Source organism: Streptomyces sp. E11-3, from assembly GCF_046540415.1.
Classification (GTDB): Bacteria; Actinomycetota; Actinomycetes; order Streptomycetales; family Streptomycetaceae; genus Streptomyces.
Window position 1 is genome coordinate 715,884 of the sequence record NZ_JAZGRL010000003.1, and the last position, 15,128, is coordinate 731,011.

Genomic DNA, 15,128 nt, shown 5'->3' on the forward strand with positions numbered 1-15,128 from the left:
CGGTACGCAGTTCGTCAGCCACCCTGCACCACGACCCTCCTGGTGGCCGCCGACTGGAGCAGCCGCCCGGCCCCGAGCAACACCAGCGCCCAGCCGCCCTGGAACGCGTACGCCCCCACCAGGCCCCAGCCGGTGTGCTTGCCGAGATAGACGTCGGCGGGCACCTGGAGCAGGGAGGACCAGGGCAGGGCGCGGGCGATATCGCCGAGCAGACCGGGGAAGACGTTGAGCGGCAGCAGCATTCCGGTGAAGAACATCCCCGAGAGCGTCGCGATCTGCGCGGCGCCCGCGCCATCGAGCAGCCAGAACGCGGAGAGCGCCACCAGATAGCGCACCGCGAAGCTGACCACGAACCCCAGCGCCACCGCGAGCAGGAACGCGAGCCAGGTCAGCGGCGATCCGGGCAGCGCGATGTCGAAGACGAGCGCGCCGATCGCCATCGGGACGACGCCGCGCCCGAGCAGCTGGAACAGGGCCCGGCCGACGTCACCCGCCAGCCACCAGAACTGGAGGTCGACGGGGCGGTAGAGGTCGATCGCGATATCGCCGGTACGGATGCGGGCGATCAGCTCGTCCTCGAAGCCGCCGCCGAACATCGCGCAGGCGGCGAGGAGAGCCTGGCCGAGCCAGACGTAGGCGAGGGCCTGGGACTGGTCATAGCCGCCGAGCTGCGGACGTGCGCTCCACAGGGCGATGTAGGTGTAGGCCATCACGAAGCCGAAGACGGTGTTGGTGAAGACTCCCGCGACGGTGGCCATCCGGTACGTGGCATAGCGCCGGAAGCCTCCGGCCGCGACGGCCGCGTACAGCCGCACCATAGGTTGTGCCCCCCTCCTGGCCAAAGGGCACGACCCTAGTGGTGCGGGCTGGGGTGCCGCCAAGGGTTTTTCACCCGTCCGGCGGGGCGCGGGTTGGCTGAAGGGGTGCGCCACGCCCGGAGTTCGGAACGCGGGATGCGTCAGTGACGTTGTCCAATGGGCACGTAACACCGCGATGGGCTATGTACACCGCGAATCGGGAGTTCCGGGATGAGCGACGAGCCGCAGCAGCCGGGAGCCGGGCACCAGGGGTGGGCGCCCCGGGAGCCCGACGACGCCTCGGCTCCCGTGGAGCCCGGGACACCGGACAGGGCCGAGTCCGAGTCCGAGACCGAGTCCGATCTCGACTCCAACGCCAACGCCAACTCCAAGCCCAAGGGCAAGGCCAAGCGTCCCAAGCGCACCGGCTGGCGGCGGCTGATCCCCACCTGGCGGATGGTCCTCAGTACGTTCCTGCTGCTCGTCGTGCTGATCGGCGGTGCCCTGGTGGCCGGTTACCTGCTGGTGGACATCCCGCCCGCCAACCCCACGGCCACCGCGCAGAGCAACGTCTACCTGTACGAGGACGGCTCGCAGCTCGTCCGCGACGGCGAGGTCAACCGTGAGAACGTCCCGCTCAGCCAGGTTCCCAAGACCGTGCAGCGGGCTGTGCTCGCCGCCGAGGACCGGGACTTCTACTCCGAGTCGGCCGTCGACCCCAAGGCGATGCTCCGCGCCGCCTGGAACACCGTCACCGGCAAGGGCAGGCAGTCGGGTTCCACGATCACCCAGCAGTTCGTCAAGAACTACTACCTGGACCAGGAGCAGACCGTCTCCCGCAAGATGAAGGAGTTCTTCATCGCGATCAAGCTGGACCGGCAGGTCAGCAAGAGCGACATCCTTTCGGGCTACCTGAACACCAGTTACTTCGGCCGCAACTCGTACGGCGTCCAGGCCGCGGCCCAGGCGTACTTCGGCAAGGACGCCCTGGATCTGTCGACCGCCGAGGGCGCCTACCTGGCGACGCTGCTGAACTCCCCGAACGCGTACGACGTGGCCGCCCACCCGGAGAACAAGGGCCGGGCGCTGGCCCGCTGGAACTACGTACTGGACGGCATGGTCAAGGAGGACTGGCTCAGCGAGTCCGACCGTGCGGCGATGTCGTTCCCGGAGCTCAAGGAGGCCAAGGCACCGTCGGGGATGTCGGGGCAGCGCGGCTATCTGGTGAAGGCGGTCGAGGACTACCTGATCAGCAACAAGGTGATCGACGAGGACACCCTGAAGAAGGGCGGCTACCGCATCACCACGACGATCGACAAGAAGCTGCAGGACGACTTCGTCGCGGCCGTCGACGAGCAGCTGATGTCGAAGGTCGACAAGGACGCCCGCGAGATCGACCGGAACGTGCGCGCGGGCGGCGCCGCCATCGACCCGGCCACCGGCAAGGTCGTCGCGATGTACGGCGGCATCGACTACACCAAGCAGTACGTGAACAACGCCACCCGCCGTGACTACCAGGTGGGTTCCATCTTCAAGCCGCTGGTCTTCACCGCGGGCGTGGAGAACGGCTCCACCACGCAGGACGGCCGCCCGATCACCCCGAACACGTACTACGACGGCACCAACAAGCGTCCCGTGCAGGGCTGGGACGGCGGTACGTACGCCCCGGAGAACGAGGACGACGTCAGCTACGGCGACATCACGGTCCGCACGGCCACCGACAAGTCCGTCAACTCGGTCTACGCGCAGATGGCCGTGGACGTCGGTTCCGACAAGGTCAAGCGGACGGCGATCGACCTGGGCGTCCCGGAGAGCACCCCCGACCTGACCGCGTCGCCGTCCATCGCGCTCGGCACGGCGACCGCCAGCGTCCTGGACATGGCATCCGCGTACGCGACGCTCGCCAACCATGGCGAGCGCGGCAGCTACGCCCTGGTGGAGAAGATCACCAAGGACGGCCGGGCCCTCGCGCTCCCGGAGCGTTCCCCCAAACGGGTCGTCAGCCGGGAGGCCGCGGACACCACCACCTCGGTGCTGCAAAGCGTCGTCGAGGGCGGTACGGGCACGGCGGCGCAGGCCGCGGGCCGCCCGGCGGCGGGCAAGACCGGCACCGCGGAGGAGGACAAGGCGGCCTGGTTCGCCGGGTACACGCCGGATCTGGCGACGGTGGTCGCGGTCATGGGCCAGGACCCGGACACGGCCGTGCAGACGCCGCTGTACGGGGCACTGGGCGAGCCGCGGATCAACGGCGGGGCCTATCCGGCGCGGATCTGGGCCCAGTTCACCGCGGCGGCGCTGGAGGGAAAGCCGGTGCAGGACTTCGACCTGGAGCTGGATCCGGGCGCGGTCGAGCCGCCGCCCGTCGACGTCCCCGAGCCGGAGCCGGAGCCGGGCGACCAGACGGAGGGCCAGACCCAGGGCCAGGACGAGGGGCAGACCCAAGGCCAGGACCAGGGCCAGACGCAAGGCCAGACCGAGGGCCAGGACCAGGGACAGAACCAAGGCCAGACCGAGGGCCAGGACCAGGGGCAGACGCAAGGCCAGACCGAGGGCCAAACCCAAGGCCAGACGCAGGGCCAGACGGATGGCGGTACGACCGATGGAGGTACGACCGACGGCGGTACTACCGAGGGAGGCACGGACAGCGGCGCCACCCAGGGCGGCGGCACCGAAGGTGGACCCTCCAGTACCGGGTCGGTCGGCGGCCTGATCGGCGACACCACCGGCGACGACGACGCCCGCGCGCGGTAACGCGGCGCGCGGACGGCAGCCCAGCGCCCAGCTCACCAGCGCCCAGCTCACCAGCGCTGCTTGCCCGCGCCCAGCTCTCACCAGCTTCCCGGCGCCGGGTGACTCAGAAACAGGCTCTCAGTGCCCCGAGGTCGCCTTCAGCCCCACCACAGCCACCAGCAGCAGACAGATGAAGAAGATCCGCGCCGCGGTGACCGGCTCACCCAGCACCACCATGCCGAGCACCGCCGCCCCGGCCGCGCCGATACCGACCCACACGCCGTACGCGGTACCGATCGGCAGCGTCTTCGCGGCGTACGACAGCAGGACCATGCTCGCGACGATCCCCGCGCCGGTGAGCACGCTGGGCACCAGACGCGTGAACCCGTCGGTGTACTTCATTCCGATCGACCAGCCGACCTCAAGCAGTCCAGCGACCGCGAGCAGAATCCAGGCCATGACGACACCTCCGAACATCGGACTTCAGGGGTGCGTCGTCTTTGCGAATCCCGGTACGGCGCGTCTCGTCGGGCTCATCCAAGGTAGCAAAACGTCATACAAAAGGCCTGGTGACTCCAGTCACCAGGCCTTTTCGGGGCGGTCCGCCGCCTGCCGGGACAACCCCGCTGCCTACAGGTACAACCCCGTCGAGTCCTCGGAGCCTTCGAACCGGTCAGCCGCGACCGCGTGCAGGTCGCGCTCCCGCATCAGCAGATACGACACGCCCCGCACCTCGACCTCGGCCCGGTCCTCCGGGTCGTACAGCACCCGGTCGCCGGGCTCGACCGTACGGACGTTCTGACCGACCGCGACCGCTTCCGCCCACGCCAGCCGCCTGCCGACGGCCGCGGTCGCCGGGATCACGATGCCGCCGGTCGAGCGCCGCTCGCCCTCCGCATCGGACTTGACCAGCACCCGGTCGTGCAGCATCCGGATGGGCAGCTTGTCGTGGTGGCTGCTGTGTTCGTGCCTGCCTGGCTGATGACTGTTGGCGCTCACGGCACCGAACTTACCTGCCCCGGCCGCCCTCGTCCGCCGCCGGGTCAGCCCCTTCTGCGGCGAGCGGACATCGCGAGCAGTCCCACGACCCCGACCACCACAAGGGCCACCGGCACGACCCGCTCCATCCGCGGCGCCCCGTCCCCGTCCACGAACTGTGCCTTCACATCGGTGACGGCACGGTTGACGCCGACGTAGGCGCGCCCCAGGGTGTGGTCGACGCTCCCCACGAAGCGTGCCTTCGCATCGCCGACGATGGTCTTCGGGTGTACCCGCACGCCGATCTCGTCGAGCGTCTCGGCCAGCTGCTCGCGCCGGCGCTTGATGTCCGCCTCGATCTCGGTGGGAGTCCTGGCATCCGACACCGCGCTGCCTCCGTGTCGTCGTGTCCGTCGGTGGGTCCGTCGGCTGTGTGGACAGGTCGTCTGTGTGGACAGTCTGTCAGTTCCCTGGGCGCCGCACCGCACAGCACCCCCGTTACGCTCATGTCCGTACGGCCCATTCCGAGCGAGGAGACCCCGATGAGCGAGCGCCTGCAGCCCGGCGACACCGCCCCCGCCTTCACCCTGCCCGACGCGGACGGCAAGGACGTCTCCCTCGCGGACCACAAGGGCCGCAAGGTCATCGTCTACTTCTACCCGGCCGCGCTGACTCCCGGCTGCACCAAGCAGGCCTGCGACTTCACGGACAACCTCGACATACTGGCGAGCGCGGGCTACGACGTGATCGGTGTATCCCCGGACAAGCCGGAGAAGCTCGCGAAGTTCCGCGAGAAGGAGGACCTGAAGGTCACGCTGGTCGGCGACCCGTCGAAGGAGACGCTTGAGGCGTACGGCGCCTTCGGCGAGAAGAAGCTGTACGGCAAGGTCGTCACCGGGGTGATCCGCTCCACGGTCGTCGTGGACGAGCAGGGCAAGGTCGAGCACGCCTTCTACAACGTGAAGGCCACCGGGCATGTCGCGAAGATCATCAAGGATCTGGGTATCTGATCTGGGTATCTGAGCCGGATCACGAGCGGTACGGGGGCGGGACCCGGCTCACAGCTCGGCCGGTGCCGTCCCCCTGAGCTGGGCCGGGTCGAAGGCCTGGCCCATCTTGCGGTAGCCCGCGTCGCTGGGATGCAGGTGGTCGCCGGAGTCGTACTCGGCGCGCAGCTTGCGCGGGTCGTAGCGGTCGCGCAGGGCGTGGTCGAAGTCGACGTACGCGTCGAAGACCCGTCCCGCGCGGATCTCGGCGTTGACCGCCGTCCGTACGGCCTCCAGGCGCGGGCTGTAGCTGCGGTGGCCGCCGAACGGCATCAGGGTCGCGCCGACGACGCGCAGACCGCGCGCGTGGGCCTGACGGGTCAGCTCGCGCAGGCCGGCGGTGATCTCGGTGGGGTCGGTCTGGCGCGGGTTGCGCAGGATGTCGTTGACGCCCAGGACGATGACCACGGCCTTGACGCCGCTGCGGCGCAGCACGTCGCGCTCGAAGCGGGACAGCCCGCTGGGGTTGTCGGCGGGGCGTCCGGGCCCGTCGGACAGGATGCGGTTTCCGCTGATGCCCTGGTTGAGGACGGTGTAGCGGGGCGCGCCCCGCTCTTCGCGCAGCCGGGCGGCGAGTACGTCGGTCCAGCGGGCGTTGGCGCCCACGGTGGAGGTGACCCCGTCGGTGAGCGAGTCCCCGATGACCACGACCGCGCCCTTGGCGTCCTGGCTCAGGACGTCGACGGCGGTCAGATAGCGCCAGTACGGGCTCTGCTCGATGTAGCTGCCGCCGCGTGCGTCCGCGACGCGGTCGCCGGGCGCCAGGTACGAGATCTGCCGGGCGTGCGGGTGGTACGTGACCGGGCCTGACGGGGTCGGCGAGTAGGTGCTGACCAGCAGGTCGGAGTCGGCCGGTACCCGGACGCGCACCTCGTCGCTGAGCACCTGGCGCCCCGGCTGGATCACCACGGAGTGGTTGCCGCCGAAGGTGAGGCGGCGCAGCGTGCCGCGGGCCGCGGCCGGGCTGTCGGGGGCGGCGGCCACGGCGATGGAGGCGTGGGTGAGGGTGAGCGGCTGCTGTCCGTAGAGGTTGGAGAAGGTGACGCGGGCGCTGGTGCCGCCGAAGCTGGTGTGCACGACGTTGCGGATCGACTTGCCCGCGTAGCCCGCCGCGCTGTTCGGTTCGGCTCCGGCGGGGGACGCGGACCAGGTCCCGACCCAGGTACCTGCCGATGCGGGGGCCGCGCTGCCCTGTGGGGTGCGCGGGCCCGAGCGCAGCGTCTCGCGGGAGCCGTCGTCGCCCGCGAAGCCGACGTATATGGCTGCGGAGATCAGCACCACAATGGCCGCCAGCGCGGCAAGCAGGCCATAACCATGGCGCCGGGTCATGCGGGTGTGTCTCCTCGGGCAGGGGGAGCCCGAGGCTCCAGTTGGACGATCCCATTTTGCGGCATGCCACCGTATGCCGCTGGAGGTCGCGCACCACGCCCGCCCCCTCCAACAGACGCCGGGAACTCATGGTTCGTTCCAGGAGTAGCTCAGGTAGGGACAATGCGTACGGGACTCGTGCGTGCGGGACTCATACGTACGGGACTCCCGCGTACGGGACTACGGGCGGTGGCCGCCGGTGTCACGGTGCGGCGCTGGCGGACGGGTGGAGTAGATGGAACGCGCGAGAACAGCAGCGGCAAAAGAGGCGGACGCGTCGGCGAAGTCGCCGACGTCATCGAAGGCATACCCGGGGCCCATGCACGCGGACACCCCCGCGGACGCGGAGAAGCGGCGCGGGGTGCGCCGGATGAAGGCCACCGCGACGGGACTGCTGCTCCTGGTCGCGGTGGTGTTCGTGCTCGCCAAGTGGGCGCAGAGCGCGGGCGCGGGCGGCTGGACGGGCTATGTCGCCGCGGCCGCCGAGGCCGGGATGGTCGGCGCGCTGGCCGACTGGTTCGCGGTCACCGCGCTCTTCAAGCGCCCGATGGGCCTGCCCATCCCGCACACCGCGATCATCCCGACCAAGAAGGACCAGCTCGGCGCGTCGCTCGGGGACTTCGTCGGGGAGAACTTCCTCTCCCAGAACGTCGTACGTGAGCGGCTGCGCTCGGTCGGCATCGCCGGGCGGCTCGGCGGCTGGCTGGCCCAGCCGGAGCACGCCGACCGGGTGACGGCCGAGCTGTCGACGGCCCTGCGCGGCGCCCTCACCGTGCTGCGCGACTCCGATGTCCAGGCGGTGGTCGGCGAGGCCATCACCCGACGGGCCGACGCCGTCGAGATCGCGCCGGGCATCGGCAAGACGCTGGAGAAGATCGTCGCGGACGGCGGTCACCGGCGCGCGGTGGACCTGATCTGCGCACGCGCGCACGACTGGCTGGTCGAGCACGGCGACCAGGTGATGGACGCGGTGCAGGGCGGCGCCCCCGGCTGGACCCCGCGGTTCGTGGACAAGAAGGTCGGCGACCGGGTCTACAAGGAACTGGTGCGCTTTGTCACCGAGATGCGCGACATGCCCAAGCACCCGGCGCGCGGCGCCCTGGACCGCTTCCTCGCCGACTTCGCCGCCGATCTGCAGTCCGACACCGAGACCCGGACGCGCGTGGAGCGCCTCAAGTCCGAGGTGCTGGCCCGCGGCGAGGTGCAGGAGGTCATCGCCTCCTCCTGGGCGTCCGTACGGCAGATGCTGGTGGCCGCGTCGGAGGACGAGCGCAGCGAACTACGGCTGCGGGTGCGGACCGGGCTGATGTCGCTGGGCGCGCGGCTCGCGTCGGACGAGCGGCTGCGGTCGAAGGCCGAGGGCTGGGTGGAGGACGCGGCGGCGTATGTCGTGACGACCTACCGCGCCGAGATCACCTCGCTGATCACGGACACGGTGGCGGGCTGGGACGCCCAGCACACCTCGCGCAAGATCGAGGCGCATATCGGCCGCGACCTGCAGTTCATCCGGATCAACGGCACGGTGGTCGGGGCTCTGGCAGGGCTGGTGATCTATACGGTGGCGACGGCGTTGGGGGCGTAGGACACTGCCTCCGTGCCACGTTCCGAACCCGTACACCGCGTCGCCGTCCTGGTCCGCCATGGCGTGCTGCCCATGGAACTCGGCCTGGTCCACCAGCTGTTCGGCGAGGCCAGGTCCGTACGCGGCGAGCGGCTGTACGAGGTGACCACCTGCGCGCTGGCCCCCGGCCTGATCCGTACGGACGCCGACTTCCCGGTGTACGCGGCGCACGGCCCCGAGGCGCTGGCCGATGCGGACACTGTCCTGATCCCGGCCTCGCACGAGGAGGACGAGCTCTACGGTGAGAGTGGTGGCGGCCTGCCTTACGAGCTCGCCGCTGCCCTGGGGCAGGTCAGGGAATCGGCCCGGATCGCCTCCATCTGCACCGGCGCCTTCGTCCTCGCCGAGCTCGGCCTGCTCGACGGCCTGCGCGCCACCACCCACTGGCTCTCCACGGACTTCTTCGCGCGCCGCTACCCGGCGGTCAGGGTCGACCCGGACGTGCTGTACGTGGACGAGGACCGTGTCCTCACGTCGGCGGGCGAGGCCGCGGGCATCGACCTGTGCCTGCACATGATCCGCCGCGACTTCGGCGCCGCGATCGCCGCGGACGTGGCCCGCCGCACGGTGGTGCCCCCGCACCGGGACGGCGGCCAGGCGCAGTACATCCCGCGCCCGGTCGCCGAACCCGAGATCTCCTCGACGGGCGCGGCCCGGGCCTGGGCGCTAGACCGCCTCGGGGAACCGCTGACGCTGCGCGAACTGGCGGCGCGCGAGTCGATGAGCGTACGCACCTTCAGCCGCCGCTTCCGCGAGGAGGTCGGGCTCACGCCGATGCAGTGGCTGGCCCGGCAACGTATCGAGCGGGCCCGGCAGTTGCTGGAGGAGACCGACCGTACGGTGGAGCGGGTCGCGCAGGAGGCGGGCTTCGGCACGGCCGTGTCGCTGCGGCAGCACTTCCACGCGTCGCTGGGGGTGACCCCGCGGGTGTACCGGGCCACGTTCCGGGGGCCTTCGGCACCGGCGTAGCGGCTTGCCCGATGCCGCGACACGCCCGGGGCGGGAAGCCGGAATCGGAGGGTGCGCACCGTTGGCCGCCCCGCGCATGTCCCAAGCTCATCTCGACTTTGCGCCAAGCCAGTTGAAGATCACGGAAGAAAACTCCGATCCCGCCCGCACCCGTTCACATCACCAATACGGCGAAGTTTCGGGCACAGTGTTGGGCGCAGTCGGGCGCAGTCGGGCGCTGTCGGGCGCTGTCAGGCGCTGTCAGGCGCAGAACTACCGGAACAAGGAGCGGTACAGGTGATCTGTTACGGGCCCTCCGTCCTCGACCTCGCAGAAGACCTGGTGGACACCTACGCGGAGGTCTTCTCGGCCCCACCGTGGAACGAGGGTGAAGAAAGCATTCAGCGGTTCCACTACCGCCTCTGCGCCAGCGCCAGGCACCCGGGTTTCCGCGCGGCCCTGGCCCAGTCGGGATCGGGCATCGACGGCTTCGCCACGGCCTGGCTCACCCCGGACCCCCTCCCGGCCACCCGCAACCACGCCAAGGTCGCGGCCCAGCTCGGCCCGCGACGCGTGAGCGAGCTGCTGTCCGGCGCGCTGGAACTGGACGAGCTGGCGGTACGCCGCCGCGCCCGCCCGCAGGGCGTGGGCCGCACTCTCCTGACCGAGCTCGCCGGTGACGCCCCGGACGGGCGGGCCTGGGTGCTGATGGCCCGCAGGGCCGAGGAGGCGGTGGCCAGTTACCGCCGCCTGGGCTGGCGCGAGGTGGAGCCGCTGCCGGACGCGTCGAACGAGGCGCTGGTGTTTCTGGCGCCGGGGCATCCGGCGGTGGCCTGAGGCTCGCTTGACAGCAGGCATATCGCTTATCGATAGTATCGATAAGCGATATGTTGGACTGGTGTCAGGGGGAAGTCATGAGGGCCACGGAACTCAAGGGACGCAAGGGACGCAAGGGAGCCACCGGACTCACCGGACTCACGGGAGTCACGGGAGCCATGGGTGCGACGTCGTGGTGGAGTCGGCACGACAGTCGACTCCTTGAGCTTCTCCTGGGCCTGGCCACGCTACTGGCCGGTGTCTTCGGGGTCCTGCTCCCAGCCCTCGGGGTCACCGGCCTCATGGACCCGGTGGACACCCGCGAGGTCGAGATGGAGACCGCCACGCAGGTGCCGGACGCCGTGACGGACTCCCTGGCGAACTCCGCGCAGGGCGGCGGGATCACGCTCACCGGCACCCACCAGGCCGACCTGGTCTTCGCCGACCCGGACCTGGGCCAGCGCCTGCTGCTCGCGCTGCCCCAGGTCGTCAGCAGCCTGCTGCTCGTCCTGATCCTGGTGCTGCTGTTCCAGATCGCCCGCACTCTGCGCGGCGGCGACGTCTTCGTCTCGCGGAACATCGGACGGCTGAGCCTCATAGGAGTCACCGTGATGGTGCTGGCGATCCTCGACCCGCTGGTACTGGCGATCACGACGCAGGCGCTGGTGAGCGGCACGCTGGCAGCGGAGCAGGTCCCGTTCTCGTTCACCCTGACCGGCGAGTTCGTCCTGCTCGCCTTCCTCATCCTCGCCCTGAGCGAGGCCTTCCGGCGCGGCGCGAAGCTGCGCGCCGACACGGAGGGCCTCGTCTGATGCCGCCCGAGGACGAGCACCGGGTCCAGGTCCACCTGGACCGGCTGCTCGCGGAACGCGGGATGACCCTGGCCCAGCTCGCGGCCAGGGTCGGGGTGACCGTCGTCAACCTCTCGGTCCTGAAGAACGACCGGGCGAAGGCGATCCGCTTCAGCACCCTCACCGCGATCTGCCGCGAGCTGAACTGCCAGCCCGGCGACCTGCTCAGCGTCCGCGAGGACTAGGCTCCGGGTCTGCGGCCCTCGGCCCCCGGCCCCCCAGCCCTCGCGCCGCCCTTAGTCGCGAAGGTCGCGTGCCTGGCGTACGGAGTCGGCCAGTTGACGCACTTCCCGGTCATCATCCGACGCGTCCGCCAGACCGTCGGCACGCTTCGCCAGCTCGCTCAGCGACATGGCGCCGGGCAGTGCGCCGTCCGACCGGCCAGGCCCCTCGTCGTACACGGACGGGCCAGGCCCCTCGTCGTACGCGGAGTCGTCGCTCCGGGGCCGGTAGTCGCCGCCGCCTCCCGTCCGCAGCGCGTCCGCGAAGTACGCGCCCAGCGCGCTGACTTGGAACCGCCGGTCAGCGCCACCCCACAACTTTCCTTCCAGGGCCCCGGCCTCGATCCGCGCCGACTCCTCGTGCGGGGCCCGGGTGCGGGGGTCGAGCCAGCGTACGGTCGCGGTGGCGACATGGCCGCCGCCCTTGGCCTTGCCCTTGAGGCGTACCGCGTACAGGGCGGTCACCGTATGTCCGGGCCCGACCTCGCCGCCGTCCACGCGGTCGTCGCGGAAGTCCTCGTCGGCGACCCGGCGGTTGTCGTAGCCGATGAGCCGGAACTCCTCGACGGTCTCCGGGTCGAAGGCGACCTGCGCCTTGGCGTCGCGGGCGCGCAACTCGACGTGCGTGGGCAGTTGCTCGACGAACACCTTGCGGGCGGACTCGTCGCCCGCGACGTAAGCGGTGTGCCCGTCACCCTTGTTGGTGAGGCGCTCCATCAGCGCATCACCGTACTGGCTGCCGACACCCACCCCGAAGAGCGTGATCCCGTACCGCTTGCGGGCCTCGCCGATCCGCTCCAGGATCGCGTCGGCGTCGGTCTCACCGGTGTTGGCGAGCGCGTCGGAGAGCATCACGACCCGGTTGGTCGCACCGGGCCTGCGGCCGTCGACGGCCTCCCGGTAGCCGGTGCGGACGCCCGCGTCCAGGTTGGTGGAGCCGCCTGCCTCGAGCTCGTCGATGGCCCGGTGGACCCGGTCCCGGCCGGAGCCGATGCGGGTCATCGGCAGTACGGTCGTGGCCTCGTCGTTGAAGGTGACCAGGGAGACCGAGTCGTCCGGGCGCAGCTGGTCCGTCATCAGCCTCAGCGACCGTCGGACCAGGTCGATGCAGCCCGGCTGGGACATCGAACCGGAGACATCGATCACGAAGGTGAGGGCGGCGGGTGGGCGCGCGCTGTCCTTCGGCGCGGCCTTGGTGGCGAGCCCGACGCGCAGCAGCGACCAGTCGCCACCGCCGTCATCACCGCTGTTCAGCCGTGCACCGTCCACCGAGACCGAGATGCCGTTGGCCTTGGGGCGCGGATAGTCCTGGCGGAAGCTGTTGACGAACTCCTCGGGCCGTACGGTCGACGGGTCCGGCAGCTGCCCCTGACTCAACGAGCGGCGCGCGTAGTTGTACGAGGCGGTGTCCACGTCCAGCGCGAAGGTGGAGAGGTGCCGGGGATTGCGGGTGTAATCCCGCTGGTCGCCGTCCTGTTGGGACTCCGGGGCGGGAGCGCCGCCGGTCGGCTGGGCGGGGGCGGGCTGCGGCCCGGCGTCGGAGCCCCTGCTCTTGCCATGGTCCGTGGCGCCGCCGCCCCCGGAGCAGCCGGTGAGCAGCACCGCCCCGGCGAGCGCGGCGGCCACCAGCGAGCCCCGTATCCGCCCCCGCCNTCCCCCGCCCGCACCCCGGCCTCAACCCGCCCGAGCACCTCAGCCACCTCATCCACAGAGGGCGGCTCCACCCACCCCAACGCCGCCCCACCCCGCACCAGATCCCCCAGAATCCGCTGCGCCTCGCCCACGAACCGCTCATCCAGCTCGGGTGCGCACATCACCGTGTTCACGCCTATCAGGGCCGGGGCGTGAGCTGGCCGGTCTGGACGGCGTGTACGAATCCAGACCAGGTGGCCGCGCTGAATGCGAGGTGCGGGCCTTGGGGGTGTTTGGAGTCGCGGACTGCCGTGGCGCCGGGGGCAAAGGCCGTCTCGACGCACTCGGTCCCGCTGCCGCCGCTGTACGTGGACTTCCTCCAATGGATCTCGCCCTGGTTGTGTGAACCGTCTTCCATCAAAGCTCCCTGCAGACCCGGTCGATGACCGCCGCAGATGCCTGAAGGTCCAGCGCCTGCGCACGGAGGTACTCGAACGCCAACTTATAGCGCTCCAGTTCTTGTGGCTTCTCCATGAACAGGCCACCGCCGAGGATGTCTACGTACACGACGTCGAGCTCGGGCGCGGGGCCGCCCAGGATCACGAAGCTCCCCACCGCGGCAGCGTGGGCTCCGGACGCGAAGGGCAGTATCTGCACGGTCACCTGAGGTGATTCGGCTCGTGATTGAAGGTGCCTCAGTTGCTCGCGCATCACCTCGGGCCCGCCCACCATGCGACGGATGACGGACTCGTCGATCACGGTCCAGATGTGTGGAGCGTCGTCACGGGCCAGGAGCTCCTGCCGCTTCATGCGGATGTCGACCATGTGCGTGACTTCTTGATCCGTGCAACGCATCTCTGATGCCCGATGCACCGCTTCGGCGTAGGCGCGGGTCTGGAGAAGACCGGGCACGTACATGCTCGCGTAGTGGTCCTCCCGGACTACCTCGTCCTCGAGGGTCAGCATCAGATTCATCGACTCGGGGATGGGGTCGGCGAGTGAACGCCACCAGCCTTGGATCTTCGCTCCCTTGGTCAGCTCGACCAGGGTCTGGCGCTCCTCCTGCGAGGCGCCGTACTCGCGGCAAAGAGCATCTACCGTCGGCCACTTGACCGCCCCCTCCTTGGTCTCGTACCGACTCAGGGTCGCCTTGGAGATGCCGACCAGGGCGCCGGCCTCCTCAAGGGTGAGGCCTTTCTGCTCGCGCAGGCGCCGGAGGTCGGCACCTAGTTGACGTCGGCGAGTGGTCGGTCCAACAGCCATGTTTGTGGCCTTCCGTGTCGATCTCGATGAGCGTGCACGGTGAGGTGCCCGACACACAAGCCAGCGTGCGCTGGGGGCGTGCGCTTGAGGAAGCGCTTCCTCAAGTCCCAAGTGAGAGTTCCATTTTGAGAGTTGCACTGCAACCCTGAGAGGACGAGGCTGCGCAACTCTGAACTGGAGGCGAGCTCAGAATGATCTACACAAGTGATTGCGTCAGAAGGAAACCCTGGGACCTGGACTTCGAGGCCGAGCCCAGTGAAGTCGCGGGCTTGCGCAAGGTGATGCGGCTGCATCTGACGTTGTGGGGGCTGCCGGAGCTGGTCGAGGTGGCCCAACTCTGCGTCTCGGAGCTGACGTCGAATGTCATCAACCACGTGGGCGTCGGTACGCCCACCACGCTCGCGGTGTCCATGCGGGACACCTACCTGCGCATCGAGATGCGGGACCCGGACACCGGCGCCCTGCCCACGCTGCTCCATGTGGAGTGCGACGCGGAAGAAGGGCGCGGTATGGGTGTCATCGACGTGATCAGCGATCGGTGGGGCGTCATTCTCCGGGAGGAAAGCAAGGTGGTGTGGTGCGAGTTGGCCACCGAGCTGACGTCGTCGAACGGGCACACCGGCGGGCCAAGAGTGACTCGAGTGGAGCACCATCTCGCGCTGTACAGGTCAGGGAGGCAATGCCAGGAAGTGGCTGGCCCCGGCCGTGTGAATACCACCGTCGCAAAGCAATCAGCAGTCGACCTCATTGCCGACGTTCTGCATTGGCTTCGTGCTCATGGCTGGGACCCGGACGAGGCCCTGGATCGCGCCCAGACGCGTTTCGAGGCTGAGCAGGTGAGGAGCGGCTGAGGCTAG

Annotated in this window: 16 protein-coding genes and 1 riboswitch; of the genes, 8 read left to right on the forward strand and 8 right to left on the reverse strand. The window is 69.8% G+C overall.

Going from position 1 to position 15,128, the window contains the following annotated elements:
- Positions 1-14: 14 nt before the first annotated feature.
- Positions 15-815, reverse strand: a complete 801-nt coding sequence (locus U9R90_RS32775) for an ABC transporter permease (RefSeq protein ID WP_411061014.1) — start codon at positions 813-815, stop codon at positions 15-17.
- 213 nt (positions 816-1,028) lie between these two features.
- On the opposite strand from U9R90_RS32775, the gene U9R90_RS32780 reads away from it, so the two are divergent.
- The gene (locus U9R90_RS32780) at positions 1,029-3,548 is read left to right on the forward strand and encodes a transglycosylase domain-containing protein (protein ID WP_411060720.1); all 2,520 of its coding nucleotides are present in this window, start codon (positions 1,029-1,031) and stop codon (positions 3,546-3,548) included.
- A 117-nt stretch (positions 3,549-3,665) separates the two neighbouring features.
- Here U9R90_RS32780 and U9R90_RS32785 read toward each other — a convergent pair whose 3' ends face one another.
- From U9R90_RS32785 to U9R90_RS32795, 3 genes are all read right to left on the reverse strand, one after another.
- Positions 3,666-3,986 (reverse strand): DMT family transporter, encoded by a 321-nt coding sequence (locus tag U9R90_RS32785; RefSeq protein WP_411060722.1) that lies wholly within the window; start codon positions 3,984-3,986, stop codon positions 3,666-3,668.
- Between the two features lie 29 nt (positions 3,987-4,015).
- Positions 4,016-4,084: riboswitch (guanidine-III (ykkC-III) riboswitch) on the reverse strand.
- Positions 4,085-4,157: 73 nt separating this feature from the next.
- Entirely contained in the window at positions 4,158-4,457 is a 300-nt protein-coding gene (locus U9R90_RS32790; RefSeq protein ID WP_156726742.1) for a GroES family chaperonin, read from the reverse strand.
- Between the two features lie 113 nt (positions 4,458-4,570).
- Complete coding sequence (locus tag U9R90_RS32795) at positions 4,571-4,891, reverse strand: DUF3618 domain-containing protein (RefSeq protein ID WP_411060724.1); 321 nt, start codon at positions 4,889-4,891, stop codon at positions 4,571-4,573.
- Positions 4,892-5,047: 156 nt separating this feature from the next.
- Here U9R90_RS32795 and bcp point away from each other — a divergent pair, with 156 nt between their 5' ends.
- The gene (gene bcp / locus U9R90_RS32800) at positions 5,048-5,515 is read left to right on the forward strand and encodes a thioredoxin-dependent thiol peroxidase (protein ID WP_411060726.1); all 468 of its coding nucleotides are present in this window, start codon (positions 5,048-5,050) and stop codon (positions 5,513-5,515) included.
- Between the two features lie 48 nt (positions 5,516-5,563).
- Here bcp and U9R90_RS32805 read toward each other — a convergent pair whose 3' ends face one another.
- Positions 5,564-6,880, reverse strand: coding sequence for an SGNH/GDSL hydrolase family protein (locus tag U9R90_RS32805; RefSeq protein WP_411060728.1), 1,317 nt, complete (start codon positions 6,878-6,880; stop codon positions 5,564-5,566).
- Between the two features lie 358 nt (positions 6,881-7,238).
- Between U9R90_RS32805 and U9R90_RS32810 the strand changes: the two genes are divergently transcribed.
- From U9R90_RS32810 to U9R90_RS32830, 5 genes are all read left to right on the forward strand, one after another.
- A complete protein-coding gene (locus U9R90_RS32810; protein ID WP_411060730.1) occupies positions 7,239-8,501 on the forward strand; it encodes a DUF445 domain-containing protein in 1,263 nt (420 codons plus the stop codon).
- Between the two features lie 72 nt (positions 8,502-8,573).
- Positions 8,574-9,509, forward strand: coding sequence for a GlxA family transcriptional regulator (locus U9R90_RS32815; protein WP_411061016.1), 936 nt, complete (start codon positions 8,574-8,576; stop codon positions 9,507-9,509).
- Between the two features lie 276 nt (positions 9,510-9,785).
- The gene (locus tag U9R90_RS32820) at positions 9,786-10,325 is read left to right on the forward strand and encodes a GNAT family N-acetyltransferase (protein WP_411060732.1); all 540 of its coding nucleotides are present in this window, start codon (positions 9,786-9,788) and stop codon (positions 10,323-10,325) included.
- Between the two features lie 77 nt (positions 10,326-10,402).
- Entirely contained in the window at positions 10,403-11,116 is a 714-nt protein-coding gene (locus U9R90_RS32825) for a DUF2975 domain-containing protein (protein ID WP_411060733.1), read from the forward strand.
- A complete protein-coding gene (locus U9R90_RS32830; RefSeq protein WP_411060735.1) occupies positions 11,116-11,340 on the forward strand; it encodes a helix-turn-helix domain-containing protein in 225 nt (74 codons plus the stop codon). The genes U9R90_RS32825 and U9R90_RS32830 overlap by 1 nt, the downstream gene beginning before the upstream one ends.
- Before the next feature lie 51 nt (positions 11,341-11,391).
- Here the strand turns inward: U9R90_RS32830 and U9R90_RS32835 are convergent, their stop codons facing one another.
- From U9R90_RS32835 to U9R90_RS32845, 3 genes are all read right to left on the reverse strand, one after another.
- Positions 11,392-13,002 carry a YfbK domain-containing protein gene (locus tag U9R90_RS32835; protein ID WP_411060736.1) on the reverse strand — a complete coding sequence of 537 codons (1,611 nt, stop codon included), beginning with the start codon at positions 13,000-13,002 and terminating at the stop codon, positions 11,392-11,394.
- A gap of 205 nt (positions 13,003-13,207) precedes the next feature.
- Positions 13,208-13,426: a DUF397 domain-containing protein gene (locus U9R90_RS32840; RefSeq protein WP_411060738.1), complete on the reverse strand. Its 219-nt coding sequence runs from the start codon at positions 13,424-13,426 to the stop codon at positions 13,208-13,210.
- Entirely contained in the window at positions 13,426-14,271 is an 846-nt protein-coding gene (locus U9R90_RS32845; RefSeq protein WP_411060740.1) for a helix-turn-helix domain-containing protein, read from the reverse strand. The genes U9R90_RS32840 and U9R90_RS32845 overlap by 1 nt, the downstream gene beginning before the upstream one ends.
- Positions 14,272-14,462: 191 nt before the next feature.
- Between U9R90_RS32845 and U9R90_RS32850 the strand changes: the two genes are divergently transcribed.
- The gene (locus tag U9R90_RS32850) at positions 14,463-15,122 is read left to right on the forward strand and encodes an ATP-binding protein (protein ID WP_411060742.1); all 660 of its coding nucleotides are present in this window, start codon (positions 14,463-14,465) and stop codon (positions 15,120-15,122) included.
- Positions 15,123-15,128 lie beyond the last annotated feature (6 nt).

Bases quoted from the DNA above. Each gene is read 5' to 3' on its own strand.
- U9R90_RS32780 (WP_411060720.1), top strand. From the start codon at position 1,029: ATGAGCGACGAGCCGCAGCAGCCGGGAGCCGGGCACCAGGGGTGGGCG.
- U9R90_RS32785 (WP_411060722.1), bottom strand. From the start codon at position 3,986: ATGGCCTGGATTCTGCTCGCGGTCGCTGGACTGCTTGAGGTCGGCTGG.
- U9R90_RS32790 (WP_156726742.1), bottom strand. From the start codon at position 4,457: ATGCTGCACGACCGGGTGCTGGTCAAGTCCGATGCGGAGGGCGAGCGG.
- bcp (WP_411060726.1), top strand. From the start codon at position 5,048: ATGAGCGAGCGCCTGCAGCCCGGCGACACCGCCCCCGCCTTCACCCTG.
- U9R90_RS32805 (WP_411060728.1), bottom strand. From the start codon at position 6,880: ATGACCCGGCGCCATGGTTATGGCCTGCTTGCCGCGCTGGCGGCCATT.
- U9R90_RS32810 (WP_411060730.1), top strand. From the start codon at position 7,239: ATGCACGCGGACACCCCCGCGGACGCGGAGAAGCGGCGCGGGGTGCGC.
- U9R90_RS32815 (WP_411061016.1), top strand. From the start codon at position 8,574: ATGGAACTCGGCCTGGTCCACCAGCTGTTCGGCGAGGCCAGGTCCGTA.
- U9R90_RS32825 (WP_411060733.1), top strand. From the start codon at position 10,403: ATGAGGGCCACGGAACTCAAGGGACGCAAGGGACGCAAGGGAGCCACC.
- U9R90_RS32830 (WP_411060735.1), top strand. From the start codon at position 11,116: ATGCCGCCCGAGGACGAGCACCGGGTCCAGGTCCACCTGGACCGGCTG.
- U9R90_RS32840 (WP_411060738.1), bottom strand. From the start codon at position 13,426: ATGGAAGACGGTTCACACAACCAGGGCGAGATCCATTGGAGGAAGTCC.
- U9R90_RS32845 (WP_411060740.1), bottom strand. From the start codon at position 14,271: ATGGCTGTTGGACCGACCACTCGCCGACGTCAACTAGGTGCCGACCTC.
- U9R90_RS32850 (WP_411060742.1), top strand. From the start codon at position 14,463: ATGATCTACACAAGTGATTGCGTCAGAAGGAAACCCTGGGACCTGGAC.